The organism is Candidatus Poriferisocius sp. (genome assembly GCF_965219775.1).
Classification (GTDB): domain Bacteria; phylum Actinomycetota; class Acidimicrobiia; order Acidimicrobiales; family Bin134; genus Poriferisocius.
Map to the genome: position 1 here is coordinate 3,061,000 of NZ_OZ244793.1, position 25,299 is coordinate 3,086,298.

General features: G+C 68.7%; 26 protein-coding genes. 15 read left to right on the forward strand and 11 right to left on the reverse strand.

The annotated features are described in order from the left end of the window. Positions 1-17 precede the first annotated feature (17 nt). Together ACOQPQ_RS13855 and ACOQPQ_RS13860 are read left to right on the forward strand one after the other, a co-directional pair. The gene (locus ACOQPQ_RS13855) at positions 18-1,034 is read left to right on the forward strand and encodes a hypothetical protein (protein WP_420639998.1); all 1,017 of its coding nucleotides are present in this window, start codon (positions 18-20) and stop codon (positions 1,032-1,034) included. 79 nt (positions 1,035-1,113) lie between these two features. Continuing rightward, a complete protein-coding gene (locus ACOQPQ_RS13860) occupies positions 1,114-2,004 on the forward strand; it encodes a TIGR03619 family F420-dependent LLM class oxidoreductase (protein ID WP_420639999.1) in 891 nt (296 codons plus the stop codon). Here the strand turns inward: ACOQPQ_RS13860 and ACOQPQ_RS13865 are convergent. The 3 genes from ACOQPQ_RS13865 to ACOQPQ_RS13875 are packed head-to-tail and all read right to left on the reverse strand — an operon-like array spanning position 1,970 to position 4,714. After that, a complete protein-coding gene (locus ACOQPQ_RS13865; protein ID WP_420640000.1) occupies positions 1,970-3,022 on the reverse strand; it encodes a mechanosensitive ion channel family protein in 1,053 nt (350 codons plus the stop codon). The two genes, ACOQPQ_RS13860 and ACOQPQ_RS13865, sit on opposite strands and share 35 nt — an antisense overlap. A gap of 40 nt (positions 3,023-3,062) precedes the next feature. Beyond that, positions 3,063-3,947: a hypothetical protein gene (locus ACOQPQ_RS13870; RefSeq protein WP_420640001.1), complete on the reverse strand. Its 885-nt coding sequence runs from the start codon at positions 3,945-3,947 to the stop codon at positions 3,063-3,065. Then, positions 3,944-4,714 carry an enoyl-CoA hydratase/isomerase family protein gene (locus tag ACOQPQ_RS13875; RefSeq protein WP_420640002.1) on the reverse strand — a complete coding sequence of 257 codons (771 nt, stop codon included), beginning with the start codon at positions 4,712-4,714 and terminating at the stop codon, positions 3,944-3,946. Before ACOQPQ_RS13875 ends, ACOQPQ_RS13870 begins: the two co-directional genes overlap by 4 nt. A 41-nt stretch (positions 4,715-4,755) precedes the next feature. On the opposite strand from ACOQPQ_RS13875, the gene ACOQPQ_RS13880 reads away from it, so the two are divergent. From ACOQPQ_RS13880 to ACOQPQ_RS13895, 4 genes are all read left to right on the forward strand, one after another. Continuing rightward, entirely contained in the window at positions 4,756-5,901 is a 1,146-nt protein-coding gene (locus ACOQPQ_RS13880; RefSeq protein ID WP_420640003.1) for an acyl-CoA dehydrogenase family protein, read from the forward strand. A 56-nt stretch (positions 5,902-5,957) separates the two neighbouring features. Continuing rightward, complete coding sequence (locus ACOQPQ_RS13885; RefSeq protein ID WP_420640004.1) at positions 5,958-6,710, forward strand: SDR family NAD(P)-dependent oxidoreductase; 753 nt, start codon at positions 5,958-5,960, stop codon at positions 6,708-6,710. A 71-nt stretch (positions 6,711-6,781) separates the two neighbouring features. Next, complete coding sequence (locus ACOQPQ_RS13890; RefSeq protein ID WP_420640005.1) at positions 6,782-7,516, forward strand: carboxymuconolactone decarboxylase family protein; 735 nt, start codon at positions 6,782-6,784, stop codon at positions 7,514-7,516. Between the two features lie 55 nt (positions 7,517-7,571). After that, positions 7,572-8,552: an amidohydrolase family protein gene (locus ACOQPQ_RS13895; protein ID WP_420640006.1), complete on the forward strand. Its 981-nt coding sequence runs from the start codon at positions 7,572-7,574 to the stop codon at positions 8,550-8,552. Here ACOQPQ_RS13895 and ACOQPQ_RS13900 read toward each other — a convergent pair. Next, the gene (locus ACOQPQ_RS13900) at positions 8,538-9,056 is read right to left on the reverse strand and encodes a nuclear transport factor 2 family protein (protein ID WP_420640007.1); all 519 of its coding nucleotides are present in this window, start codon (positions 9,054-9,056) and stop codon (positions 8,538-8,540) included. The two genes, ACOQPQ_RS13895 and ACOQPQ_RS13900, sit on opposite strands and share 15 nt — an antisense overlap. Before the next feature lie 51 nt (positions 9,057-9,107). Here ACOQPQ_RS13900 and ACOQPQ_RS13905 point away from each other — a divergent pair, with 51 nt between their 5' ends. From ACOQPQ_RS13905 to ACOQPQ_RS13915, 3 genes are all read left to right on the forward strand, one after another. After that, positions 9,108-9,944 (forward strand): SDR family oxidoreductase, encoded by an 837-nt coding sequence (locus ACOQPQ_RS13905; protein WP_420640008.1) that lies wholly within the window; start codon positions 9,108-9,110, stop codon positions 9,942-9,944. Between the two features lie 67 nt (positions 9,945-10,011). Beyond that, entirely contained in the window at positions 10,012-10,875 is an 864-nt protein-coding gene (locus ACOQPQ_RS13910) for a hypothetical protein (RefSeq protein ID WP_420640009.1), read from the forward strand. Between the two features lie 39 nt (positions 10,876-10,914). Continuing rightward, positions 10,915-12,252: an amidohydrolase family protein gene (locus tag ACOQPQ_RS13915; RefSeq protein ID WP_420640010.1), complete on the forward strand. Its 1,338-nt coding sequence runs from the start codon at positions 10,915-10,917 to the stop codon at positions 12,250-12,252. A 140-nt stretch (positions 12,253-12,392) separates the two neighbouring features. On the opposite strand, the gene ACOQPQ_RS13920 is transcribed toward ACOQPQ_RS13915, so the two are convergent. Continuing rightward, positions 12,393-13,253: a phytanoyl-CoA dioxygenase family protein gene (locus ACOQPQ_RS13920; protein WP_420640011.1), complete on the reverse strand. Its 861-nt coding sequence runs from the start codon at positions 13,251-13,253 to the stop codon at positions 12,393-12,395. A 239-nt stretch (positions 13,254-13,492) separates the two neighbouring features. On the opposite strand from ACOQPQ_RS13920, the gene ACOQPQ_RS13925 reads away from it, so the two are divergent. Then, entirely contained in the window at positions 13,493-15,700 is a 2,208-nt protein-coding gene (locus ACOQPQ_RS13925) for a xanthine dehydrogenase family protein molybdopterin-binding subunit (RefSeq protein ID WP_420640012.1), read from the forward strand. 84 nt (positions 15,701-15,784) lie between these two features. Here ACOQPQ_RS13925 and ACOQPQ_RS13930 read toward each other — a convergent pair whose 3' ends face one another. Genes ACOQPQ_RS13930 through ACOQPQ_RS13940 form a run of 3 tightly spaced genes read right to left on the reverse strand, consistent with a single transcriptional unit; the run spans position 15,785 to position 19,036 of the window. Next, complete coding sequence (locus ACOQPQ_RS13930; protein WP_420640013.1) at positions 15,785-16,819, reverse strand: hypothetical protein; 1,035 nt, start codon at positions 16,817-16,819, stop codon at positions 15,785-15,787. After that, on the reverse strand, positions 16,816-18,309 hold the full coding sequence (locus tag ACOQPQ_RS13935; RefSeq protein WP_420640014.1) for a sensor histidine kinase: 1,494 nt from the start codon (positions 18,307-18,309) through the stop codon (positions 16,816-16,818). The genes ACOQPQ_RS13930 and ACOQPQ_RS13935 overlap by 4 nt, the downstream gene beginning before the upstream one ends. A gap of 37 nt (positions 18,310-18,346) precedes the next feature. Then, positions 18,347-19,036, reverse strand: a complete 690-nt coding sequence (locus ACOQPQ_RS13940; protein ID WP_420640015.1) for a response regulator transcription factor — start codon at positions 19,034-19,036, stop codon at positions 18,347-18,349. Between the two features lie 138 nt (positions 19,037-19,174). On the opposite strand from ACOQPQ_RS13940, the gene ACOQPQ_RS13945 reads away from it, so the two are divergent. Further along, positions 19,175-20,023: a DUF2271 domain-containing protein gene (locus tag ACOQPQ_RS13945; RefSeq protein ID WP_420640016.1), complete on the forward strand. Its 849-nt coding sequence runs from the start codon at positions 19,175-19,177 to the stop codon at positions 20,021-20,023. Between the two features lie 28 nt (positions 20,024-20,051). After that, entirely contained in the window at positions 20,052-20,744 is a 693-nt protein-coding gene (locus tag ACOQPQ_RS13950; RefSeq protein ID WP_420640017.1) for a PepSY-associated TM helix domain-containing protein, read from the forward strand. Here ACOQPQ_RS13950 and ACOQPQ_RS13955 read toward each other — a convergent pair. From ACOQPQ_RS13955 to ACOQPQ_RS13965, 3 genes are read right to left on the reverse strand one after another with little or no spacing between them, the layout of a single operon-like run. Beyond that, complete coding sequence (locus ACOQPQ_RS13955; protein WP_420640018.1) at positions 20,731-21,699, reverse strand: FAD:protein FMN transferase; 969 nt, start codon at positions 21,697-21,699, stop codon at positions 20,731-20,733. The two genes, ACOQPQ_RS13950 and ACOQPQ_RS13955, sit on opposite strands and share 14 nt — an antisense overlap. Next, a complete protein-coding gene (locus ACOQPQ_RS13960) occupies positions 21,699-22,946 on the reverse strand; it encodes an amidohydrolase family protein (protein WP_420640019.1) in 1,248 nt (415 codons plus the stop codon). Before ACOQPQ_RS13960 ends, ACOQPQ_RS13955 begins: the two co-directional genes overlap by 1 nt. Next, the gene (locus ACOQPQ_RS13965) at positions 22,943-23,371 is read right to left on the reverse strand and encodes a flavodoxin family protein (protein ID WP_420640020.1); all 429 of its coding nucleotides are present in this window, start codon (positions 23,369-23,371) and stop codon (positions 22,943-22,945) included. The genes ACOQPQ_RS13960 and ACOQPQ_RS13965 overlap by 4 nt, the downstream gene beginning before the upstream one ends. Before the next feature lie 91 nt (positions 23,372-23,462). On the opposite strand from ACOQPQ_RS13965, the gene ACOQPQ_RS13970 reads away from it, so the two are divergent. From ACOQPQ_RS13970 to ACOQPQ_RS13980, 3 genes are all read left to right on the forward strand, one after another. Beyond that, the gene (locus ACOQPQ_RS13970) at positions 23,463-23,693 is read left to right on the forward strand and encodes a hypothetical protein (protein ID WP_420640021.1); all 231 of its coding nucleotides are present in this window, start codon (positions 23,463-23,465) and stop codon (positions 23,691-23,693) included. A 12-nt stretch (positions 23,694-23,705) separates the two neighbouring features. Further along, positions 23,706-24,023 (forward strand): type II toxin-antitoxin system PemK/MazF family toxin, encoded by a 318-nt coding sequence (locus tag ACOQPQ_RS13975; RefSeq protein ID WP_420640022.1) that lies wholly within the window; start codon positions 23,706-23,708, stop codon positions 24,021-24,023. Between the two features lie 77 nt (positions 24,024-24,100). Further along, entirely contained in the window at positions 24,101-25,219 is a 1,119-nt protein-coding gene (locus ACOQPQ_RS13980; RefSeq protein ID WP_420640023.1) for an amidohydrolase family protein, read from the forward strand. Positions 25,220-25,299: the final 80 nt, after the last annotated feature.

Sequence of the window (25,299 nt, forward strand, 5' to 3'; positions counted from 1 at the left end):
CGTATTGTCGGGTTTCGATGCCGCTCAGCCCCGCCGACGAGTACCTCCACCGCCCGCCGCCGGGCACCGATGCCCTGTGGAGCGACAACTTCTGGTTCTCGGTGTGCGATCGGGACGCCGACGTGTACGGCATCAATCACATCCACGCCAGCTTGTCCCACGGCTACCTCCGGGCCAGCGCGTTCTACGTGATCGACGGGGTGCCCGTGCAGTGGGCCTCCCGCCGGCCCTTGCTTGCCGACATCGGGCCGGCCACCCCGTTCGAGTCGTTGGGCGACGGGAAGCTCTCCTACGCCGTGGAAGCGCCGTTCGCCCGCTATCGCTGGCAGCTCGACGCTCCCCGATTCGGATTCGATCTGACCTTCGAGGACCGCTTCGGGGTGTTCGACTACGCCGACTGCTTCGGCGGCAACCCGCTGGGGGCCTATGAGGGGTACGGCGGCCACTACGAGCAGGCGCTCTCTTGCTCGGGCGAACTGGAGGCCCGTGGCGGTCCCCGGGCCGGTGAGCGCCGGGAGATTCGGTGCTGGTCGCACCGGGATCACTCCTGGACCCATCGGTTCGAACGGCCCGGCCCCTGGGATGTGCGCCACCGCCGCACCCAGGCCGAGTCATGGGGGCATTTCTGGCCGTCGGTGCAGCTCGCCGACCGACACCTCAACGCCTTCGGTTGGATGAGCCCCAGCCAGCCCCTACCCGGTGACACGCCCGCCGTCGGGGGATGGATCGGCGACGCCGACGGTACCCGTCCGTTGCGGTCGGCCACCTGCGTGCCCCGCTTGGAGGAGGACCAGCGCACGGCCATGGCCTTCGACATGACCTTCGAGACCACCGGGGGCGAGGTGTTGACCGTGCGCACCGGGCGCAAGCACGCCCACACCCGCAACGGGCTCATGCGCGACGAGAACGACGCCGAGGTGCGGCTGGACTGTCACGAGCCGTTCTTCGATTTCGAGGTGCTGGAGACCGGCGAGCGGGGCTACGGCGTCGTGGAGTACTCCATCCATCCGCCCTGGCCCCGCTACCGGTACTAATGGTCAAGAGGCTGGCCTTGTTGGACTCCGGCCGATCTTGGTTCCCCCCGGAGTACATCTCGTGAAGTGGGGTCTGCAATTGCCGCAACTGGGCCGGGCCGCATCGCCGGGGTTGCTGATCGAGGTGGCCCGGATGGCCGAGGAGGCCGGCTTTGACGACGTGTGGACCGCCGACCACGTGGCCGTGCCCACCGACCTGGAGGGGATGCCGTCGTTCTTCCCCGAGCCGGTGCCGCTGTTGTCGGCGGTGGCGGCCCACACCGACAGGGTGGGGCTGGGCACGTCGGTGCTGATCCCCGCCTACCGAAACCCCATGCAGTTCGCCAAGCAATGGGCCACCCTCGACTGGCTGGCCCCCGGACGCACCATCCTGGGGGTGGGGGCCGGGTGGCTGGAGCCGGAGTTCGAGGCTTGCGGCGTGCCCATGGTGCGCCGGGCCCAACGGCTGGACGACTATCTCGGCGGGTGGCAGGCCGCCTGGTCGGGGGCCACCGAGTACCAGAGCGAGCACTTCAGCTTCACCGGCGTGCGGGTCAACCCCCGACCGGCGACCCCCATCCCCGTTTGGGTCGGCGGATCGTCACCCGGCGCCCTCCGCCGGGCCGCCCGATGCGACGGGTGGATGGGAACCTGGGCCCCCCCGGAGGTGTTCGCCGAGCGGCTGGCCCTCCTGCGAGCCGAGCAGGATCGCCTGGGTCGCGCCCCCGGTGACACCACCATCTCCATTCACATGGAGCTGCGGCTGGGCGATCCTCTGGCCGACGCCGGCCGGTGGTCGGTGGTGGGCGACGGCTACGGCGACCGAGAGATGGTGGTGGGCGACGTCGACCACATCGCCCGCACCCTGGTCCCCTACATCGACGCCGGACTGGAGCACGTCCTCCTCGTCCCCCTGGCCCCCACCCCCCACGACTGGCACCACCACGTCCAAACCCTCACCCACCTCCTCGGCCAACCGATCGACCCGTGATCAACGGGTGCCGGTGGGTTGCGGGGGCAGTGGCTACTTGTCGGGGGGGGAAGCGGCGGAGGGAGTTGATGCGGACTCGCCAGCGGGAGAGTTGGCGGGCCAGTGCCGGTTCCGGACCGAGGGCAGCGTCCGGAGGCGAGGCAGCGGTCAAGATGTCGGAGCGGCCGCGGTAGGGCTGGGCGTCCTCGTTGTGGCCCGACCACACCACCATCTGCGGGAAGGCGATGGTAATACCTGTGGCGGCCAAGCCCTGGTGGACCGACAGGATCACATCGTGGCGGGTGGCCAGCTCGGTGGGCACGTCGCTGTCGTGCCAGTAGTACAGGGTGAAGTCGATGCTGGATGCCCCGAAGCGGGTCAGCAGCGCCTGCGCCGCGGGCTCGGCCTTGACCCGCTGCACCCGGCCGAGCGCCTCGGTGAGGCACTGGGCGGCGGTCTGCAAGTTGGTGTCGTAGGCGACCCCCACTTCCAACTCGCTGCGGCGCAGCGGCTCGTAGGTGAGGTTGACGATCGGGCCGGCGGCCACGTCGCTGTTGGGCAGACGTACGATGGTGTTGTCCAGGCCCCGCAGCACGGTGGTGCGGGAGTCGATATCGGTGACGATGCCCAGGTGGTCGCCCAACAGCGCGGTGTCGCCCACCTTGAAGGGTCGGCGAGCCTGCAGGATGAGCCCCGACAAGAAGTTCTCCACCAGCTTCTGAAGCGCCAGCGCCAGCACCAAGCCGCCCAGCCCGATGGCACCGATGAGGGGCCCGACCTGCACGTCCAGGCTGGTCAGGGCATAGAACAACCCCACCAGGAACACGAGATAGGCGGCCAGTCGGGAGACGCCCACCGCGGCGAAGCCCGGCCCCACCCAGTGGGTCAGTACCCTCCGGGCCACGTTGGCCACCACAATGGCCAACACGATGGAGGCACACATGATGATGCCCGCCTGCAGCCAGTCGGTCGGCGTCAAGGCGTCCTCGAGAATGCCGCTGCCGGACGACTGGGCGAACATCTCAGCAGAGGCCGGCATCATCACGATCGCGGCGCGGCCCGTCGGGGGTCACGAACCCTCAAGGTACCGGCGATGCCGTCGGCGGCCGGCGATGCAACAGGTGGTGGGCGGCTTGGGGGCAGGCCATGCCGATCTCCACGCCGGCGGCGGCCGCCAGGGCGTTGACCGCGGAGATGATGCCGTCGTGGTAGTGCGACAGGCCACTGCCCATGCGGGCTCGACGGGCGTCCACGGTGGCCCCGGCTAGGCCATCAGCCTCCACCAGGTAGAGCCCGGCCATACCGGAGTCGTTGAGCCCCCGCCCTCCGTCGGAGCAGATGAACCCGAAGGGGCGGCATCGGCGCAGGTAGGGCACCGCCGAGCGCCCGGTGTGGCCCGCGGTGACGAGCACGTTGCGGTCGGTGTCCTCACTGGTGCCGAAGGCGATGGAATCAGCGGCCACCACACTGCGCCCGTCGGGGGTGGTTTCCATCACCGTGCGGTTGGTGATCTCCGACGCGGCTGCGGCCACCGGATCGTGCTCCAGCAACAGGGCGGCCGCTTCCCGCACCGCCATGCCCGCCGTCACCCCGCAGTCCAGAGCGGGCTGATTGGCGAAGCTGACGATGCCGTGGTGGTACAGGTGTACTCCGTCGCCCAGGTGGGCGGTCATCACGTCGGCCACCGCCGCCGGGATGCCCAGCGCCTCCAGATACCACAGCCCGGCAATGGCCGAACCCTCCGGCCCCACTCCGCAGTCCATGCCGATGGCTGCCCGGGGCCGGTGCTCGGCAATGAACCGGGCGGGCAGCACGCCGCAGTACGAGGAGTTCACGCACACGTCCCGACCCCGGTTGGCCTCGTCCACGTCGTAGGCCGAGTCCATGCACATCACCCGGCCCCGGACCGAAGCCAGCACCTCGATTTGGCGGGGAGCCGCCTCCCCCTCGCCGGTGGCGTTCATCGGGTGCCCCTGGGGGGGAACTGCGGCCGTCGCTTTTCCATGAAGGCGGTGGCCCCTTCCACCATGTCGGGCGATCCGATGGCCTGGGCCAACATGCCCAGCCCCGAGGCCATGTTGTCGCGCAGTTGGTTCCAGTACACGTTGGAGCTGATCTTGGCCGCCTCCAGATAGCGGGGGCTCATGGCGAGCAGCTCCTCGCACCACCGATGCACCTCGTCCTCCAGCTCATCGTCGGGCACCACCGCGTTGATCCACCCCATCTCACACGCCTGTTCGGCGGTATAGCGACGACACAGAAAGGCCACCTCCTTGGCCCGCTTCTCCCCGATGGTCATGGCCAACAGGTTGGTGCCGCCCAGCACCGGGGCGCTGCCCACCTTCACTCCGGTCTGGCCCAACTCGGCCGACGCCGCGGCAACGGCGAAGTCGCAGGCCACCACCAGCTCGTTGCCGCCCCCGAACGCGGGGCCGTTCACCGCGGCGATCACCGGCATGGGGGCGTTACGTATGGCGTCGAACAGCTCCAGCGAGCCGTAGAACATCGACCGCAGCGCATAGAAGTCGGCCTCGGCCAAATTGGCCAGGTAGCCCCCGGCGCAGAAGGCCCGTCCCTGCCCGGTGATCACCACCACTCCGGCATCGGTGTGCTCCCGGAAGGCGGCAATGATCTCGTCGACGGTGGTCCGGTCATAGGAGTTCAATCGCTCGGGCCGGTTCAGCCGCAGCCAGACGATCCGGTCGTTTCGCTCAACGATGATGTCGCTCACGGTGGTTCCCCCGTCCTTCAGCGCGTACTGTCCGGCATGGTATGGCGTTCGAGCTCGACTCCGACACCCGAGCCATCCAGCAGGAGGCTCGGGCGGTGGCGGCCCAGGTGGCGCCGTTGGCCGCCGAGGCCGACGAGTGCAGCCACGTACACGAGCCCACCTTGGAGATCTTGCGGGCCGGCGACCTGTGCTCGCTGATGGTGCCGGCGGCCTACGGCGGTCGTCACGAGCGGGTGGATCCCTTGGCCGTTTGCGTGGTTCGGGAGGCGCTGATGGCGGCCTCGGCCCATCTGGACTCGCTGTTCGCCCTCCAGGGCATCGGCAGTTACGCCATCGCCGTGGCCGGCACCGACGAGCAGCGGGAGGAGTGGCTGCCCCGGGTGGCCACCGCCGAGGTGCTGGCCGCGCTGGCCCTCACCGAGCCGGTGGCTGGCTCCGACCTCCGGGGAATCCAAACCACGTTGACGGCCGACGGGAACGAGCTGGAGTTGAACGGGGTCAAGTCGTTCATCTCCAACGGGGGCGCGGCCGGCTTCTACACCACGCTGGCCCGGGAGGGCGACCGACATTCGCTGGTGCTGGTGCCCGCCGACGCGTCCGGGGTGACCGTGGCGCCCTCGCCGGAGATCATCGCCCCCCACGTGCTGGGGGAGGTGACCTTCGACCGGGTGCGACTGCCCTCCTCGGCTCGTCTGGGCGACGCCGGAACGGGCCTTCGCCATGTGCTGGCCACCCTGTCGGTGTTTCGCATCTCGGTGGCCGGGGCCGCCGTCGGGCTCATGGACGGGGCGCTGGCCTGCGCCGCCGACCACGCCGCCGCCCGGGAGCAGTTCGGCCGTCCTCTGGTGCGGTTGGGTCCGGTGGCCGGGCTGCTGGCCGACTCCTGGGCCGAGCTGGAGGCCACCCGGCTGTTGGCCTACGCCACCGCCGAGGCCGCTCGGGACGACCCGTCGGCCCACCTGGACCGGTCGTCTTTGGCCAAGCTGGCCGCCACCGAGGCGGCCTGTCGGGTGGTGGACCGTTGTGTGCAGGTCATGGGCCGTTGGGGGCTCATTCGGGGCAGCGCCATCGAGCGGTACTACCGCCAAGCCCGCCCCATGCGCATCTACGAGGGGGCCTCCGAGGTGCTCCGTTTGGGCATCGCCGCCCGGTTGTGCGCCGAGATGGCCGATCGGCGCGGGCAGTAAGGGCTCCGAGGAGTGGTAGCCGGGATGGGATCGAGCACCGTGGAGGAGCAGTTGGCGTGGATCTGAAGCTCCACGGCCATGTGAGCGTGGTGACGGGGGCCAGTCGGGGGTTGGGGGAGGCCGTGGTGCGGGCTCTGGTGGCCGAGGGCGCCCGGGTGCTGGCCGCCGCCCGTTCGGTGGACGCCCTGGGTGCCCTGGCCGACGAGCTGGGCGACGCCGTGGCCCCGTTGCCCTGCGACTTGCGCGACCGCCACGCAACCACCCGCCTGGTGGACGAAGCGGTGGGTCGATTCGGCACCCTCGACTCGGTGGTCAACAACGCGGGCATCGCCCCTGCGTCCTCGTTCGTCGACCAGCCCGACGAGGTGTTCGACGAGGTGCTGGCCGTGAACCTGGGGGCCCCGGCCGCCCTGGCCCGACGGGCCGCCTCCCACTGGATCGACACCGGTCGAGCCGGCTCGGTGATCAACATCGCTTCCACCTCAGGGCTCAAGGGCAAGCCGCTGTTGGCCGCCTACTCGGCCTCCAAGGGTGGGATGCTGCGGCTCACCGAGTCGCTGGCCGGCGAGTGGGCCCGGCATGGCATCCGGGTGAACGCCATCGCTCCGGGGGCGTTCGAGACCGACGCCCAGGCCGCGGTGCTGGGCGACCCCGAAACCCTGGCCGCCCGGCTGCGCAAGATTCCCGTGCGCCGCATGGGCCGGCCCGACGAGATCGGGCCGCTGGTGTGCTACCTGGCCTCGGAGGCCTCCGCCTTCGTCACCGGCGCGTGCTTCGTGATCGACGGCGGCGAGGTGTCCAAGCTCTGATGACCCCCCTGGTGTCAACATGGGAACATGCACCGAGCTGACATGATGGATCCGACCAAGAGAGGCACACCATGACCATGCCCGCCACGTCCGTCAACGCCGTCCACCAGGAGCTGGGCAGTCCCGCCTTGGCCGGCGGCGAGTTGGCCGCCATCTCCCCGAAGTTCGCCGAGGGTTATGCCCGGGTACGTGACGTGACCGACCGTGACGGCGCCTGTCCGGCGTGGGCCAAGGCGCTGTACATGGCGGCGGCGGCCACGGTCCGGGGCCATCGGGAGCTGGCCCTGCGGGAACTCACCCGGTCCCACCAATTGGGATTGCGGTTGAGCGATGCCCGGGGAGCGTCGCTGGCCGTGCTCATCTCACGGGGCGAGGCGGTCTACGACGCCTTTGCCCGAACGGTGGATCAGGTGTTCGAGACGGAGGCCGCCCGGTCCGGTGACCCCATTCCCGAATTCTCCTTGGACCGGCAGGCGGCGCTGGCCTACTTCGAGAGCTACTTCGGGTTCGTGCCCGACTACATCGAGGTGATGGCCAACGATGCCCCCCGGGCCCTGGAGGGCTACGTGCTCATGCGGCAGTGGTCGCTGGCCGAGAACACCCTGGCGGCCAAACACGTGGAGTTGCTGCTGTGTACCATCAACGCCGCCGAGTTCTCCAGCCGGTTCGTGAACGTCCACGCCAACGGGGCCCGCAACGCCGGGGCCACCGAGGCCGAGATCACCGAGGCCGTGGTGTGCGCCATTCCCGTGTCCGGTGTGGCCTCCTGGCTGCCCGGCGCCGACGGCATCATGGAAGGCCGTTGACGCCCCCGCCTTCGGGCCCCGAGCCGACCGCAGCCGTCCGGGTAGCAGGTCGCCGGTGAGCGGCCTCATCGATGTCCACGCCCACATCGTGCTGGAGGGCACCATGGGGGCGGCCGGACCCTGTGGTCCCGAGATCGGGGCCCATCCCGACGGCACCCCCTGGTTCCGGGTAGGGGGGTACCAGCTCGACGGCGTGGCCTATCGGGGGTCGTTGTTCATCGAGTTGGACATGCGTCTCGAAGCCATGGACGCCCAGGGCATTGCCGTGCAGGCCCTGTCGCCCAACCCGCTGACCTACCTTCACTTCATCGAGCCGAAGTCGGCGGTGGACTTCTGTCGTCGTCACAACGACGAGCTGGCCGCCGCGGTGGCCCGCCACTCCGACCGGTTCGTGGGCCTGGCCGCCCTGCCCATGCAGGACCCCGACGCCGCCTGCGCTGAACTCGACCGGGCGGTGCGGGAGCTGGGCCTTCGGGGGGGCTACACCGGCACCGACTTCGGCACCCCGCTGGACGACCCGGCGATGGACCAGCTCTGGGCCCGTTGCGTGGAGCTGGATGTGCCCCACTTCTTGCACCCCACCCAGTCGGGCATCGACGGTCCCCTCCTTGATCCTCGGCTGCGCCGTTGGGACCTGGACCTGGTGTTGGAGTACTCCTACGAGGAGACGGTGGCGGTGGCCACGCTGGTGTTCGGCGGGGTGACCGAGCGCCACCCGGCATTGGACATCTGCTTGTCGCACGGCGGTGGCACCGCCCCGATGGTGTTGTCCAAACTCCGCACGCTGGCCGAGCGTCGCCCGGCTTCCCCGGAGTGGATCAAGGAGCCGGGGGCCTTCGACCGGGCGCTGGGCCGATTGTGGTTCGACTGCCACATTGCCGGGGAAGCCGAGTTGGCCCTGACCCGGCGCCAATTCGGCACCGAGCGACTGGTGTACGGCACCAACTTCGGCGGCTGGGACCGGGGTACCGGCCCCCAGGTGGCCGAGTTGGCCCCCACCCTCAACGCCAACGCCGCCCGCCTACTCCGCCTCTGAGCCCCTACCGGCGCGGGTGGCGTGGCGGGCTCGGGCGACGGCCTCGACCTCGGGGTTGCCGTCCAGGAAGGACTGCACGAGTTGGCGGTGGGCGATGCGCCAGCCGTCGGGGGTGCGGACCATCTGGTCGATGTACTTGCCCCCCACGATGAAGGTGTCGCCGCCCGGCGTGTCGGCGATGTACTTGGTGGCGATGAAGTAGCAGCCCGCGATGGCCCGGTCGCCGTCCACCTTGGCCCAATGGCTGCCGTTCAGGTGCTGGCTGGCGTCGGCGGGCTCCAGCGAGGCGGCGCACTTGGCCACGATGGCCTCCAAACCCTCGAACCGCTCGCCCCGGTAGTCGGCCACCGCGTCGGGCAGGAAGATTTCGGCCAGCGCATCCCACCGGTGGTTGTCCAGCGACCAGGCGTAGCGAACCTGGATGTGGCGGATGGCGTCTCGGTCGAGCAGATCCTGCAACCGGTCGACGTCGAGGTCTGGGGCATGTTCCGATCTGGTGTCCATGGGCAGGCCAGGTTACGGTGCCCGCCAGAGGCGTTTCACCGGGAGGTTGGCATGGGCTCACGACTGGCAGGAAAAGTGGCGGCCATCACCGGTGCATCCAGCGGCATCGGCCGGGCCGCGGCCGAGCTGTTCGTGGCCGAGGGAGCGCAGGTGGCCCTCGGCGACATTCAGGACGATGCCGGCCGGGCCGTGGCCGACGCTCTGGGCGATGCCGCCCGCTTCGTGGCCTGCGATGTGACCTCCGAGGATGACGTGGCCGGATTGGTGGACGCGGCGGTAGCCGAATTCGGACAACTGGATGTGATGTACAACAACGCCGGCATCGTGGGGGCGGTGGGTCCGATCGACAGCACCCCCGCCGCAGAATGGCACGCCTCCCTCGACGTGTTGCTCCACGGGGTGTTCTACGGGGTCAAGCACGCCGCCCGGGTGATGAAGCCCAACCGATCGGGGTCGATCATCTCCATGTCCAGCACCGCCGGGGTGATGGGTGGCCTCGGCCCCCACGCCTACGCCTCCGCCAAGCACGCGGTGGTGGGGTTGACCAAGAACGCGGCGGCCGAGCTGTGCCGGTTCGGCATCCGGGTGAACTGCATCGCCCCGGCGTCGATGGTCACCCCGATGGTGGCTTACGCCCACACCGGGGATCACACCAACATTGACGGCGCCCTCGCCGAGCTGTCCGAGTCGTCCCCCTTGGCGGGCCGCCCCGGCCTGGCCACCGACGTGGCCCACGCCGCCCTGTGGCTGGCCTCTGACGATTCCGGCTACACCAGCGGCCACTGCCTGGCCACCGATGCCGGTTTCACCACCGGGTCGCGCCCCGATGCCCCCGGCTTCGCCGACTACGCCCCCATGATCCGTGAGGCGGGCCGCACCGGACTGTGATGGCGGCTCGGTCGTCGGTGACCAGCTCGTTCTGCGACACAAGACGCGACCGCAGTATCGTCGGGGTGTGGCTGAAGAAGCGCCGTTGCTGGCCAACGAAGAGGATCATCCCCAAGAGGTGGTGTACGACGGTGACGGGGGGCGGATCGTGGCCATGGACTCGGCCCGGTACGTGGACGCCCGCAACCGGGGCACCGACGTGGTGGTGCCATCGTCGTACTTGGGGGTGCTGCCCGCCCGTCTGATGGCCCCCCACCGGCCGCGGGGAATCATCGGCCACGACGGTTGCATCGGCAAGGACGGCGCGGGCATCGCCGGGCTGTGGTTCCTGGAGGCCCTGGGCATCCCGGCGGCGGCCGCCGACGGCATGAGCGCCGAACTCGGCAACGGCCTCGATCTCTACGACACGGGCGTGATCTCCCGGCTCAACATCTACGCCGAGCGGTGCGGGGTGGCCGAGGGAATGACGGTGGCCGAGGCCGCCCGGCTCTTGCTGACCCAGGATCCCGGCGAGGTGGACGAGGGCACCAAGATCCGCCGGGAGGTCAAGGCCACCTCGGCGAGCGGACGGGAGATCGTGGTCACCGATTCCATCGTGTTCGCCTTGCCCGAGGACTCCCGCAACGTGCTGGTCACCGCCGGCCACACCGGGCGCAGCGGGGCGGCCTTCTTGTTGGAGGTCAGCCCGCACGGGTTCATTTGTTCCGACGGGGGCCGTAGCAAGAACGACGCCGGCATTGCCGGGTTGGCCATCACCGAGGCCCACGGCTTGGCCGGGGCGTGCTGCGATGCGTGGAGTGCGCCGGTGGGCGATGCGTTCAAGGCCTACGATGAGGGGACCATCAGCGCCTGCAACCAACCGGCTCGCGACCGGGGAGTTACCGAGGGCATGCCGGTGCGCGACGCCGCGGCTGCCCTCCTGCGAGACTGAACGGAAGCCTGAGGGGCGAGAGCAAGGGAACCGATACTGATGCCTGAGCCCACACCCATCCTGATCACCGGGGGCACCGTGATCGACGGCACCGGGGCTCCGCCCCGGCCCGACACCGCCGTGCGGTTGGAGGGCGACCGCATCGTTGCCGTCGGCCCCGAAGCCGCCGCCTTGGCCGAAGGGGTCGAAGCCACCGTGATCGACGCCACCGGGTACACGGTGATGCCCGGCCTCATCGACGCCCACGTGCACTGCACCTTCGACGACGTGCAGTCCAACGACGAGCTGTTCTTCCATCGCGACCACACCCTGGCCGCGCTCATCGCCGCCCGGAATCTGCAGAAGCTGCTGTTGGCCGGGGTGACCGGATTCTGCGACCCCGACACTTTATTCTCGATGGGACCATCACTGAGAGACGCGGTGGACGCCGGGGTGGTGGAGGGGCCCCGCATGGCCACCGGGGTGCAGGCGCTGGTCACCGCCGTGGGGGGCACGGCGGGTCGGCTCATTCCCGACACCGGGGTGGTGGGTTACGCCCAGGTGGTGTCCACCGTGGACGAGATGATCCAGACGACCCGCCGCCACATCAAGCACGGCGCCGACTGGATCAAGATTCACGCCACCGGCTCCATTCCCCGCCACCAGGGCGAGCTGCTGGCCTGGAAGCCGGAAGAACTGCGGGCGGTGTGCGAGACGGCTCACGAGTTGGAGACCCCGGTCATGGCCCACGCCCGGTCGGCGGGGAGCACCCAGGCCTGTGCCGAGGCGGGCGTGGACCTTGTCTTGCACGCTTCGTTCATGGACGACGCCGCTCTTGAGGCGGTGATCGACGCCGGGGCCGCCCTCATGCCCACGTTCACCTTCCTGGCCAATCTGGCCGACTACGGCCACCTGGTGGGGGCCGGGGCCGGTATGCAGGACGTGTTCCGGGGCGAGATCGAGGCCACCGCCAAGATGATGGCCAAGGCTCACGAGGCCGGGGTGAAGTTGTTGTGCGGCTCGGAGTCGGGGTTCGCGCTCACCCCGTACGGCCATTGGCACGCCCGGGAAATGGAGGTGCTGGTGGAGTCGGTCGGCCTGTCCCCGATCGAGGCCATCTCCTGTGCCACGGCCAACGGTGCCACCGCCCTGCGGATGGAGGGGGAGGTGGGCACCCTGATGCCGGGTATGGCCGCCGACGTGTTGGTGGTGGACGGCGATCCGTCGACCGATGTCACCGTTCTGGGCGACCGCACCAACCTGCGACACGTGATCAGCCGGGGCCTCCCCGTGGACGTGACCCGCCCCTGGCCCACCCGCCGCCCCATCCCCGGCGAAAAAGTGGCCAACTGGGCCGCCCAGATCCTCACCAGCGACTTGGTTTGGCCAGGGGTATAGGACAACGGCTCCTCCTCCAGTTGCCCTTGGTCATAGGCAATTGGCGGCTACCTCCCCATCAAGACGACTGGACAAGCGGGGGCGCTCCTTCGTCCGTCGGGGCAATCCTGCGGGGCGGCTCCGGTGCCGATTGGGCGGCGTCAGAGTTGGCCGGAGGCCAGCATGTCGGCGGGGATCTTGAGGTCCAGGGCGCCGAGGTAGCCGCCGCCGTCCTCGATGGCGTCGTGGACGTCGTAGCCCAACAGTTCTTGGGCCCGGCGGGGCAGGGTGCGGGCGATATCGGGGGGAGTGGCCAGGCAGTTGTTCTCCTCGGAACGGAGCCAGCCCAGCATGTAGCTGAGGTGAAAGCCCGGCCGGTGGCGGTCTTCGGTTGTGTTGGCCCCGGCCCCGTGGATGGTGGACCCCAGGTAGATCACCCTTGACCCGGCGGGCATCTCGGCGTCGGCGAACTCGTGGGGTTCGGGCCGGCGGTCGGACTCCCAGCGGTGGCTGCCGGGGACCACTCGGGTGGCGCCGATCTCCTGGGTGAAATCGCACAGGGCGGTCACCGACGACAGCTCCATTTCCGGCCGGGGTCGGGGCATGTGTACCCACACGTCCTCGTCGCGGTGGGGGAACTGGGCCTGGGCGCCCGGTCCCACCACCAGCATGTGGGCCACATTGACCTGAAAGTCGGCGCAGTTGGGGCCGAGCACCGCGGCCGCCAGGTCGAGCATCAGCGGGTGGAGCAGCACCTCGGCCACAAATGTGGGCGATTTGGAGGCCAGCCCGGACACATGGCGGGTGTGTTCGCCGAAGAAGGCGGCGATGGAGGGATTGATGTGGGTCTGGTTGGCCCCCGGGGCATCGGCGTAGGGCGCCAGCTCGGAGAGGATCTGGTCGATCACCTCGGCGCCGAAGCAGTCCTCCACGATGACCGCCCCGTCGGCGTCGAGCACCTCTCGTACCTGTTCGAAGGGCTCGTCACTCTTGAGATGGGCCAACTCGGCTTTGGGTGCCATGCCCCACCCTATTGCAACGCGGCCGTAGGTCTCTGCGTGGGCTGGGCTCTCGCCGGATCTGCGCCGCCTCGACGGACTACTCGCTCCGGGCCCGTGGCCGCGCCGGGCTTTAGCTAGCCCGCATTGGCGGTCAAGCTCTACCATCCCACCAGCATTTTCGGGCGACGACCAAGGGGAGCATTGTGTCGAGTTCTGGTTCGATTTTGGGAAACGCTGTTGTCCGCCGCGAAGATCCGGGGTTGTTGACCGGCGCGGAGCGCTACTACGACGACATCGCCCCCGACAACACCGCCTACGTGACGTTCGTGCGCTCGCCGATGGCCCACGCCGTGATCCAGTCGGTGGACGTGAGCGAGGCCGAAGCCATGGACGGCGTGCTGGCCGTCTACACCGGGGAGAACGTCGGGCTGCCGGCGGTGGCCGGGTTCCCCATGCTGCCGGTGTTCGAGCGCCCACAGATCGCCGCCGAACGAGTGCTGTTCGTGGGCGACATCGTGGCCGCGGTGGTGACCGAGACCCGCGAGCAGGGTACCGACGCCGCGGAGGCCGTGTTCGTGGACTACGACCCGTTGCCCGCCAATGCCGACCCGACCAAGGCCCTGGACGACGGCGCCGAGGTGATCTGGCCGCAGAACGAGGGGGGCAACCTGGCCTTCCACACCGAGTTGGGCGAGGACGACGGGCTCGCCGAGGCCGCGCACGTGGCCGAGGTCACCATGGACAGCCAGCGGTTGGCCGCGGTGCCCATGGAGCCCAACGGCGTGCTGGTGGAGCCCGGCACCCCCGACGGCGGGTTCACCGTGACCCTGCCCAGCCAGGCGCCACTCGGCCTCAAGGACGGGTTCGCCGGTCTGTTGGGCGTCGACGCCGACAACGTGCGCATCGTGGCCCCCGCGGTGGGGGGCGGCTTCGGGGCCAAGACAGGCATCTATCCCGAGTACCTGGTGGCGGGCAAGGCGGCCCTGGAGCTGGATCGTCCGGTGAAGTGGACCGAGTCGCGCTCGGAGGACATGGTGTCGTTGGTGCACGGCCGGGGCCACATCCTCACCGCTCGCATGGGCTTCGACGGCGACGGTCACATCACCGGGTTGAACGTCCACGTGGTGGCCGACTCCGGGGCCTACCCGGCCATCGGGAGCTTCTTGACCGTGCTCACTCAGACCATGTCGCAGGGGGTGTACAGGATCCCCAAGATCAGGTTCACCGCCGACTCGGTGGTCACCAACACCACCCAGGTGGCCGCCTATCGGGGCGCGGGCCGTCCCGAGGCCACCCAGATCCTGGAACGGGTGCTGGACGTGGGCGCCGACGACTTGGGCATCGACCCGGCCGAACTCCGCCGACGCAACTTCATCGGTCCCGACGAGTTCCCCTACGCCACCATCACCGGGGCGAACTACGACTCGGGCGATTACGCCAAGGCGCTGGACGCGGCCCTGGCCGCCTCGGGTTACGAGGACCTGCGGGCCGAACAGGCCGCCCGTCAGAAGTCGGGCGACACCAAGCTCTTGGGCGTCGGCGTGTCGGCCTACGTGGAGATCACCGCTCCCTTGGGCCTGCACACCGAGTACGGCCGGGTGGACGTGTTGAGCGACGGCTCCGCCGAGGTGCGGGTGGGGACCAGCGCCCACGGCCAGGGCCACGAGACCTCGTTCGCCATGATCGTGCAGGAGCTGTTGGGCGTGCCCCTCGAACGGGTGCGGCTCATCCAGTCCGATACCGCCGAGATCCCCCGGGGCACCGGCACCATGGGCTCACGGTCGCTGCAGATCGCGGGCAGCGCGGTGTATCAGGCCAGCGAGGAGGTGCTGGCCCAGGCCAAGGAGCTGGCCGCCAAGCAATTGGAGGCCAGCGTGGACGACATCGTGGTGGGCGACGGCGGCCTGCACGTGGCCGGGGTGCCTGCCCAGAGCGCGTCGTGGGCCGAGTTGGCCTCGGCCGCCGACGGCGGGGTCATCACCCACGAGTTGGACTTCGACCAGGGCGGGGCCAGCTTCCCGTTCGGGGCCCACGTGGCCGTGGTGGAAGTGGACGCCGAGACCGGCGGAGTGGAGCTTCTGCGCCACGTGGCGGTGGACGACTGCGGCACCGTGCTCAACCCGCTGTTGGTGGCCGGCCAACAGCACGGGGGCGTGGCCCAGGGTGCGGCCCAGGCGTTGTTCGAGTGGGTGCAGTACGACGAGGACGCCAACCCCCGCACGGCCAACCTCGCCGATTACCTCATTCCCAGTGCGGCCGAGTTGCCCAGCTTCGAGGTGAGCAACGTGGAGACGGCCAGCCCGCTGAACCCGCTGGGCGCCAAGGGCATCGGTGAGTCGGGCACCATCGGCTCCACCCCGGCCATCCACAACGCGGTGGTCGATGCCCTGTCGCATCTGGGCGTGAGCCACGTGGACATGCCCACCACCCCCGAGCGCATCTGGCGGGCTCTGGCCGAGGCCTCCTAGGGACCGGCACCTCCGCCCAACGCATTGTTCCGGGGTGGGCGAAGCAGCCGTACGGCATCGACCAGGCCTATTTCTGTCCCCAGCTCACACCCGTACCAACAGCGATATCGCGTAGCCGTCGGCGTTCGACCCTGAGACGGTGGCAAGTTGGTCCTGCCAGCCGTCGCGAAAGACGTTGTCGGAGGCCAGGGTCAACCGGGCCAGGTTGCCGGCGCTGCTCCCGTACCTGCTGTCCGCATAGACGGTTTCGCAGTTTGCTCGGGGAATGGCGAGCTGGCTGGTCTTCATCGGACGGCGTCCGGCGATCGCGTTGTCGAGGTTGTCATGCACCTCGAAGTGGCAATGAGGCCAGCGGCCCCGGTAGCAACCGGGGAACACCGTTTTGAAGACGACTCGACCGGCCGCGTCGGCGGCCTGAACACCCCGCAGGAAGTTCTGGTCGGAAATCTCGTAGATCGAGTAGCGACCGTCGGCGGTGCAATGCCAGAGGTAGACCGATGCGCCGGGCAGGGGATTCCCGCCGGCGGCATCCACCACGGTGAGGTGAACGGCAGTGGGGATGCCCTGGGCGGTGCCGCTGAGGGTTCCGATGCTTCTGGTTAGGTCGGTCCTGACGACTCCTTCGGTGGCCAGGACGTTCGGACCGTTGGAGCCGTTCGCCGGGAAGGGGCCGGCCGTTTCGCTCGGTATCTCCGCCCCCGGACTGGCGACGGTGGCGGTTGGTTCGGCGGTGGGTGCCGTTGTGGCCTCCGGGGTGGTGGGGGTAGCAGCCGGGGTGGCTTCGGCGGTGGGTGCCGTGGATGCCGTGGCGGTGGGCGAAGCCATGGCCGTGGCGGTGGGCGATGCCGCAAGTGCGGTTGGGGTGGTTGTGGGGGTTACGAACGTGGGGGTTGCGGAGGGTGACCCGGCGGTGCCAGTCGCCGTCGGGGAGGCAAAGGGCGATGCCGCTGGTGGCCCGGCAGTGGGCGAAGCGGCCGGCCGGCTGCTTGAGCCGCAGGCGGCCGCCACGCCGGCCAGCCCGGCACCACCGATCAACAGGAGGGCTCGCCTCCGGTCGATGAGGTGGGGCAGATCCCGGGTGAGTCCCCCGAAGTCGTCGTGGCTCTTGGGTTCCGTCATGGTTCCTCCTTGTCCGGTTCTCCCTCCGGGGTCGAAGCCTGAGCAGCGTGGGTGGGAAGGGTGATGGTGACCGTGGTTCCCCGACCAGGCTCGCTGGTCACGCGGAGAAATCCCCCGTGGGCTTGCGCCACGGCGTCGGCGATCGCCAGGCCGAGTCCGAAGCTCCCCTGTTCCCGAGACCGAGACGGATCGGCGCGATAGAACCGCTCCGTGACCCGATCCAGATGCTCCGGCTCGATGCCCGGCCCGTCGTCTCCGATTTCGACAACCACGTCGTCGTCGGCCCGGCGGGCGTCGATGGTGATGGCGGTACCGGGAGGGGTGTGGACGGAGGCGTTTCCCACCACGTTGGCCAGAAGCTGCCGCAGTCGGTCCTCGTCGCCGACCACGGTGAGTTCGGTTGCGGTGGTCACGATGATGTCGTGATCGGGAGCGGTGACCCGGGCATCGGCGCCGGTGTCGGCCACCAACGTGGCGAGGTTGATCTCGCGGTGGTCCATCGGGCGCTGCTGGTCGTACTTGGTCAAGGTCAACATGTCCTCCACCAGGCGGTCGAGGCGCTGCGCCTCTTGCTCGGTGCGGCGCATGGCGTCGTCCAGGGCAGCTTGGTCGGACAGTCCCCCGTGGCGGTAGAGCTCGGCGTAGCCGCGGATGGTGGTAACCGGGGTCCGCAGTTCATGCGAGGCGTCGGCGACGAATCGGCGGAGCTGCTGTTCGGACTGGGCCTGGGCGTCCACCGCTTCCTTGATCCGGCTCAACATGGTGTTGAGTCCACGGCTCAAAGCGCCTGCCTCCGTGCCCACCGCCCCGGACTCGGGCACGCGAACCGAGAGGTCACCCTCGGCGATCTGGGTGGCCGCCTGGGTCATGGCCTTGATGGGTTGGATGCCCAGTCGGATCACCCACCAGGCCACGGCGGCGAGCACCACGAACACCGCGACGGCTCCGAGGGTCACATACAGAATCAAGCGATCCACGGTCTCTTCGACGTCGACCAGGGGAAGGGCTCGAACGAAGACGGTGTCGTCCAGCCTGACGGCCAGAACCCGGTAGCGAACGTCGTCGTCCACGCCCGAGACCGAGAACGGCTCGGACCCACTATTGACCGCGGTGTTCCAGTCGAGATCGGGTGGGCTCCACGCCTGCTCCGGGAAGTTCGATTCATAGACCACCTCGAGGCCGTGATCACGACGGACCGCACCCTCGAACATGTTGCTGAGTCGTCCCGGCTCCTCCCGCGGGGTCGGTTCGTGGTCGTGCGATCCACCACCCCTGCTTCTCGAGGGGCTCTCGCCCCGGTCGTCGTGGATGTGGTCGCCCAGTCGCCCGTCGCGATCGGGATCGGCGGCGTCCGAAAGATGTCCGTCCACTTGGCCGACGAGGTGACTTCGGGTGGTGGCCACGATGGCCCACCCCGCCAGGGCCAAGATGACCGCTACCAGGGCAATCCCGGCGATCAATCGCGTTCGCAGCGACAGGGACACCCTCATGGTCGCCAATCCTGCGCTCGATCTGGCCGGAGCGGCTTCATTTGAGCCGAAGGGTGTAGCCCACACCACGAATGGTGTGGATGAGCTTGGGTTCCGACGTGTCGATCTTCTTGCGCAGGTAGCCGATGTAGGTCTCGACCACTCCGCCGCTTCCGCCGAAGTCGTATTGCCAAACGTGGTCGAGTATCTGGGCCTTCGACAGCACTCGGCCCTGGTTGATCAACAGGTAGCGCAACAGGCTGTATTCCGTGGGGGACAGCGACACCTCGACACCGGCCCGGGTGACGCGGTAGGTGTCGTCGTCCAGGCACAAGTCGGCCAGCTTGAGCACGCCGGAGGCCCCTGCACCGCCCGTGCGGCGAAGGACCGCTTCGACCCGGGCGACGAGTTCCTCCAGGCTGAAGGGCTTTTGCAGGTAGTCGTCGCCCCCGAGGGTCAGGCCTCGCACCTTGTCGGCCGTGTCGTCCTTGGCGGTGAGGAACAGGACCGGCGTTTGGTTGCCGTCGGCACGGAGCCGTCGGCAGACCTCGAAGCCGTCGAGGTCGGGCATCATGACGTCCAAGATGATCAGGTCGGGATGCTTGTTGCGGGCGGCGGTGAGCGCCTCCCGTCCGTTCTCGGCTTCGATGACATTGAAGCCGTGGAAGCTCAGCGCGGCTCCCAGCATCGAACGGAGGTTGGCCTCGTCGTCGACGACCAGGAGGTGAGGGCCGGTCACGGGCTTCATGGTTTCACCTCATCCTGGCAAGAACCTGTGGATTGGCCGATACTGCCTTGAGAATCTCAGGGAGATTCTGGCGGGTTGCCGGGAAACTCGATGCCCGTTCTCGGCTGACTCTCAGTTTGGGGTCATAGACACTCCGCCATGTCGATGCCACCGGATTCCGAGGAACCCAAAATCGCCGAACCCCGACTGGTGCGAGTGTCGCGCCGAGCCTTTCTGCGTCGAAGCGCAGCGGCCGGGGCGTTCATCGTCCTGCCCGGACTGGCCTGCCGGCGAAGCGACTCCGAGGTCTTCGCCGGGGCCACCGCCACCGTTGCGCCCGCCACTGTTGCTCCCACGGCTGTTCCGCCCACCGCCCCGGATGTGGCCACCGCCGCTCCGACCGCCACCAGTCCCCCTGGCGAGTCGGCGGGAGCGACTTCCCCGGCCGGGTCCGAGGCGGCCGACTCCGGGGTATCCGATTCCGGGGATGTCGCCACCGACCAGGGGGAGGCAGTCGAACCGGAACCGGTCCCGAGTGAGCAGGGGGAGGCCCCGGTTCCGGCCGGCGCCGAGTTGGCCGTCGCCTTCACCTACGTGGCGGGCGCTACCAGTCGGGGTCGGATCCTCAACCCCTATGTGGCGGTGTGGGTCGAGGACACCGCCGGAAATCTGGTCGACACCATAGGGCTTTGGTTCTTGCAGGAGGCCAAGGGCACTCGGTGGCTAAACGACCTGCGCCGTTGGTACCAGGCCAGCGACCAAGCCACCGACACCACCATGTCGGGCGCCACTCGGCCACCGGGGACCTACTCGGTGGTGTGGAACGGCACCGACTTGTCGGGCAATCCGGTCGCGCAGGGCGATTACGTCGTCTACATCGAAGCCGCCCGGGAGCACGGCCCGTACAGCATCACCAGCACCCCCATCACCCTCGGTCCCACTCCCTTCACCGCGAGGTTGAGCGACAACGTGGAGATCACCGATGCCTCGGTCGAACTCATCGTCTGATGGGTGGCCGGCGCCGAGGGCAAACGCCATGACCATCACGGCCCAGCGGCCGATCCCCGCATCGGTCAAGACGCCTCAAGGTCCGCCTCATCCCGGGACACTCCAGAGGCGCAACGGGCGACCACCCGCCGGTCGGGTCAGGCGACTGACCGACGTGTGGGCTCGTCGGCTCCACGTCTACACCAGCATGATCGCTCTCCTGTTGGTGCTGTTCTTCGGGATCACCGGCATCACCCTGAACCATCCTGAGTGGACGTTCGGCGACGATGTCTCCGTGACCACCCATGGCGGCGAGTTTCCCTTCCCGGCCACTTCCGAGGATCGCGTCGTGCAGTTTCTGGCCATCGCCGAATACGTGAGGAACGATCACGGCGTGGTCGGCAGCGTGGACAGCTACGACGTGGTCGACGGTCAAGGCTCCATCGCCTTCAAGAATCCGGGCTATTCCGCCGACCTGTTCTTTGATCCCGGCAACAACACCTATGAACTCACAATCACCCAACAGGGGTTTGTGGCGGTCATGAACGACCTCCACAAGGGTCGAGACTCCGGTTCCCTGTGGAAGTGGGTGATCGACATCTCGGCGGGCTTCCTCGTGGCCATCTCGATCACCGGTCTGATGATGCAGTTCTTCTTGCGCAGGCGCCGCTTTGCCGCCTTCGCCACCGCGGCCGTCGGCTGCCTGATCACCGGCATTCTCATCATGGTCACGTTGAGTTGACCGGCCCGAATCGTCGTTCCCAGGTGGGGTCGGCCACCGCGTTGGCGTCACCGTCGATGACCAGCCCGGCCAACTCGTCCGTTGCCGCCAGCCAATCGAGGGCCTCCTCGGTCCCGAGAACGCAGGCGACGGTGGCGGCAACGTCGGCAGTCATGGCGGTGTCGGCCACCACAGAGACGCCGGCGGGGCCGGACGCGGGAAGGCCGGTTCGTGGGTCGATGACGTGGCTGAAGCGTTGGCCGGCGATCTCGAAGCCCCGCCGAGACGGGCCACTGGTGGCCACCGCTTCGTTCTGGAGGTGGATCACGGTGAGTGGCGGCACGTTGTCGTAGGGGCGGAGCGGGTTCTCGATGCCCACCGCCTGGCCCCGGCCGCCCTGGTGCAAGACGTCGCCGCCCGCGTTCAGGCACATGCCCTCGACGTCGAACTCCATCCCGGCCGCGGAGACCACTTGGTCCACGATGAAGCCCTTGGCGATCGCGTTCACATTCAACCGGGCGCAGTCCCCCGTCGGCACCGGCACGCCGTCGACCATCTCGAAGCGGGGCGCGGCGATGGCGGTGGCCACCCGTTCGAGATCACGGGAATCCGGCGGTCTGCCCGACCGCTCGGCCTCGTGCCACATGGCGGTCAACTCGCCGGTGAGAGGGTTGAAGGCGCCCCCCGTGCGCCGATGCCACGCCAGGGCATGGCCCATGAGCCGGCAGAACTCGCCGCTGGGCTGCCGGCACTCCCCCCTGCGCCAGCGGCACAGCTCGCTTTTGGGGTCGAAGGCACTGAACACCGCCTCCAGGCGGGTGATCTGGCCGGCCACGAATCGGTCGGCGGCCGCGGCCTCCGCCTCTTGGGACGCCCGGATCCGCAGGTCCACCACGGTGCCCAGCATCCCCTGGCGTACGAAGCAGAACTCCCTTTGGTTGCCGTCGATGCCGTCAACGGCAATCTCGGGTGGCACTACTGGTCGAAGTCCAAGCCCAGGAGTTTGATGGCGTTGCCTCGGGCGATCTTGTAGACCGCCTCGGGGTCGAGGTGGCCGAACAGGCGGGTGGCCACCGCTTCGGTGTCGGGCCAGGTGCCGTCGGCGTGGGGGTAGTCGGTCTCGAAGGTGATGTTGTCCACCCCCACCCGGTCGAGCAGGTCGATGCCCACGCTGTCCTTGAAGAAGCAGCCGTACACCTGTCGGTAGTAGTAGTGCGAGGGGGGCTCGGGGGTGTTGCGCCGGGCCTCGCTCCAACCCTGGTGGGTTTCCCACACGTCGTCGGCGCGTTCCAGGGCGTAGGGGATCCAGCCGATCTGGGCCTCGGCGTACATGAGCTTCAGGTCGGGCCAACGGTGGAGCACCCCGGAGAACAGGAAGTCGATCAGGGAGGCGGCGCTGTTGCAGAAGATCAGCGAGGCCGTCACCGCGTCGGGGGCATCGGGGGCGGGCGACACCGTGCGGGTGCCCGAGCCGATGTGCATGCACACCACGGTGCCGGTCTCGGCGCAGGCGGCGAAGAACGGATCCCAGTGGCCGGAGTGGATACTGGGCAGGCCCAGCCAGGTGGGCAGCTCGCTGAAGGCCACCGCCCGCACCCCTCGCTCGGCGTTGCGGCGCACCTCGGCGGCGGCCATCTCGGCGTCCCACAACGGCACCAGGCAGAGCGGGATCAGGCGCCCGCCGCTGTCGCCGCACCACTCGTCCACCATCCAGTCGTTGTAGGCCTGCACGCACAGCAGGGAGAGTTCCTTGTCGTTGCGCTCGGCGAAGAGCTGGCCGCAGAACCGGGGATAGTTGGGGAAGCACAGCGAGGCGTCGGTGTGGTTCATCTCCATGTCGGCGATGCGGGCCTGGGGTTGCCAGCAGCCCGGGCGCATCTCGTCGTAGGTGATGCCGTCGGTGGTGATCTCCTCGGGGCGGTAGCCGGCGGCGGCGATGAGGCGCTTCACCGAGTAGGTGTGGTCCTCGTACATCCACCACGCCACGTTGCGGCCCTCGGTGCCGGGCCGCTCCCGGTAGGTGCCGCCGTCGAGCGTTACCTCCCCTTGGGGGTGGTACTCGATGCGGGGGCCGATGTCGCGGTAGCGGGAGGGCAGGCGGCTGCTCCACAAGTCGGGGGGCTCCACCACGTGGTCGTCCACGCTCACGATCCGGGGCACCGTGGTGGCCCCTGGGGTGGTGCCGGCCGCGGATGCTGCGGCCAAGGTATCGGAGGGGCTCATACCGTCACGCCCACGGCATCGAGGGCGGCGGCGGTGAAGGCGGGCACCTCGGCTTCGAGCTGCTGCTTGTTGAACGCCCGCCGGTGGACGACATCGGCGCCCTTGTAGGCCAGAAGGTCGGCGATCTGATCGATGCAGTTGCCCGGATGCCACTTGTAGGTGGCGAAGGCGGCCACGGGCTTGTGGTGCAGCGACGGCAGCCTCATCAGTCGGGCGGTTCCGCCGGGGCGGTGGCCGAACAGCACCAGGCCGTCCACCCAGGTGCCCACCGCCAACAGGTCGGCCTCGGCGATTTCCTTGAGGTTGAGACCCTGCACCGGGCGCACCACGGCGTCGACTCCGGCCCGGTGCATCTCCCCGCCGATCATCTCCGCCGCCCGCTGGGTGTTTCCCGTACGGCTCTCAAAGATCACCACTGCTCTCATAAGGCCGATGCTACCGAGCAAAGTTCCCCACCCCGCAGCACAGGAACACGTCTCTGCCCGTATGTATCCTGAATTGTGATACCCTGGTCCGGTGACTCATCCTGTGTCGGTTCGGCTCGACGATGAAGCCGAGGGTGCGCTGCATCGACTCATGTCCACCGGCTTGAGCCAATCGGAGGCCATTCGTCGGGCGGTGATCGAAGCAGCCGACCGTCGGTACGCCATGGATTCGCTGGCTGCGGAGGTACGGGCCCTGGAAGCCGATGAAATGGACAAGGCGGAGATGCTGGCTGTCGCGGAGTTGATGGAGCGCCTGCGCTGAGGGAGAACCGACGTGCGACGAGGTGACGTCTTCCGCCTTCGACTTCCCAAGGGGGTTGGCCACGAACAGCAAGGGGCGCGATACGGGGTCGTCGTGCAGTCGGACGCCATGTTGCCCCGGTCGGTGGTGCTGGTTGCGCCCACGTCGATCGGGGCTCGCTCGGCGTCGTTTCGACCGGAAATACAGGTGGGCGGCACCGCCACCAAGGTGTTGGTGGAACAGGTAGGCGCGGTGGACGCCAATCGGCTGGGAGACTTGGTGGGCGCGTTGACCCCGGAAGAGCAGTGGGGGGTGGACTCCGCCCTGGCGGTGGTGCTGGGCCTTTCCTAGGTGGCTGCCTGGCGGCGTTTGGCCGGTCTCCCCACCGCGTGCTGGCGGGCGGGGCGTGGTGGCGCGACGATGGTGGGATGGGCAAGTACGGCTATTTCGTGATTGACGCCGACGGGCATGGGGGCGAGCCGCCGCACTGGCGGCACCGGATCGACCCCGAGTGGTATCCGCAGATGCGGGACTACGTGGCCCGCATGAAGGAGATCTACGGCGATTTGCCGGGAGCGGGTTCGCCGATACACACCGAGGACGATCAACGCTACGGCGAGTACGCCCCGGGCGAACTCGACTTCGAGACGCCGTTGCAGCGCGACGGCATGGCCGTCCCCGGTCCCCGCATCACCGACATGGACCTCGAGGGCATCGACGTGACCGTCATGTTCCCGCCCGGTTCCGGGGAGGAGTGGGCCCTGGGCGACCCCGGTTTCGCCGCCGCCCTGTGCGAGACCCTCAACGATGCCCGGGCCGAGTACGCCGCCCACGACCCGTCGCGGCTGAAACTGGTGGCCAAGCTGCCCATGATCGACCCCGTGCGGGCGGCCGCCGAACTGGAGCGGTGCCTCACCCGACATCCCGACGTGTTCGTGGGCATGGTGACGGCCCAGCACATTCTGGATCGCAACCTGAGCGACCCGGTGTTCGACGACGTGTGGGCCGTGGCCGACCAACACCGGGTGGCGGTGTGCATCCACGGTGGCGGCCAAGCCCCCGACCAGGTGCCCATCGCCATCGACCGCTACGACACCCGGCTGGAGAAGCACGCCTTCACCCACCCCTTCGGGGCCATGCTGGCCATCATGAACTTCACGGTGGGCGGCATCCTGGCCAAGTTCCCCAACCTGCGGGTGGGAGTGATGGAGGCGGGCTGCGGCTGGTTGCCGTTCTGGCTGGACCGCCTCGACGAGGAGTACGAGCTGATGCCCGACCAGGCCCCGCTGCTCGACGCCAAGCCCTCGGAGTACTTCTTGTCGGGCCGTGGCTTCGTCGGCGTGGAGTCCACCGAGTCGGCCCTGCCCTATGTCATGGACCAAGTGGGTGACGAGGTGTTGTGCTACTCATCGGACTACTGCCACTGGGACTGCGACTTTCCCCATTCCGTGAAGCTGCTGGTGGAGCGAGACGACCTCTCCGACCACCGCAAGCACCGGCTCCTCACCCACAACCCCTCCCGCCTCTTCAACATCCCCACCCCCTAGCTCCCCTGGCCGGGACTCCTTGGACAAGAGCGACCCGCGCAGGGTCACTCAGGAGGCAAGGGTGGTTTGTTTGGGGGGTG

Coding starts and splice junctions, on each gene's coding strand:
- ACOQPQ_RS13855 (WP_420639998.1), top strand. CDS start 18: ATGCCGCTCAGCCCCGCCGACGAGTACCTCCACCGCCCGCCGCCGGGC.
- ACOQPQ_RS13865 (WP_420640000.1), bottom strand. CDS start 3,022: ATGCCGGCCTCTGCTGAGATGTTCGCCCAGTCGTCCGGCAGCGGCATT.
- ACOQPQ_RS13870 (WP_420640001.1), bottom strand. CDS start 3,947: ATGAACGCCACCGGCGAGGGGGAGGCGGCTCCCCGCCAAATCGAGGTG.
- ACOQPQ_RS13880 (WP_420640003.1), top strand. CDS start 4,756: ATGGCGTTCGAGCTCGACTCCGACACCCGAGCCATCCAGCAGGAGGCT.
- ACOQPQ_RS13890 (WP_420640005.1), top strand. CDS start 6,782: ATGACCATGCCCGCCACGTCCGTCAACGCCGTCCACCAGGAGCTGGGC.
- ACOQPQ_RS13900 (WP_420640007.1), bottom strand. CDS start 9,056: ATGGACACCAGATCGGAACATGCCCCAGACCTCGACGTCGACCGGTTG.
- ACOQPQ_RS13905 (WP_420640008.1), top strand. CDS start 9,108: ATGGGCTCACGACTGGCAGGAAAAGTGGCGGCCATCACCGGTGCATCC.
- ACOQPQ_RS13915 (WP_420640010.1), top strand. CDS start 10,915: ATGCCTGAGCCCACACCCATCCTGATCACCGGGGGCACCGTGATCGAC.
- ACOQPQ_RS13920 (WP_420640011.1), bottom strand. CDS start 13,253: ATGGCACCCAAAGCCGAGTTGGCCCATCTCAAGAGTGACGAGCCCTTC.
- ACOQPQ_RS13930 (WP_420640013.1), bottom strand. CDS start 16,819: ATGACGGAACCCAAGAGCCACGACGACTTCGGGGGACTCACCCGGGAT.
- ACOQPQ_RS13935 (WP_420640014.1), bottom strand. CDS start 18,309: ATGAGGGTGTCCCTGTCGCTGCGAACGCGATTGATCGCCGGGATTGCC.
- ACOQPQ_RS13940 (WP_420640015.1), bottom strand. CDS start 19,036: ATGAAGCCCGTGACCGGCCCTCACCTCCTGGTCGTCGACGACGAGGCC.
- ACOQPQ_RS13945 (WP_420640016.1), top strand. CDS start 19,175: ATGTCGATGCCACCGGATTCCGAGGAACCCAAAATCGCCGAACCCCGA.
- ACOQPQ_RS13950 (WP_420640017.1), top strand. CDS start 20,052: ATGACCATCACGGCCCAGCGGCCGATCCCCGCATCGGTCAAGACGCCT.
- ACOQPQ_RS13960 (WP_420640019.1), bottom strand. CDS start 22,946: ATGAGCCCCTCCGATACCTTGGCCGCAGCATCCGCGGCCGGCACCACC.
- ACOQPQ_RS13965 (WP_420640020.1), bottom strand. CDS start 23,371: ATGAGAGCAGTGGTGATCTTTGAGAGCCGTACGGGAAACACCCAGCGG.
- ACOQPQ_RS13980 (WP_420640023.1), top strand. CDS start 24,101: ATGGGCAAGTACGGCTATTTCGTGATTGACGCCGACGGGCATGGGGGC.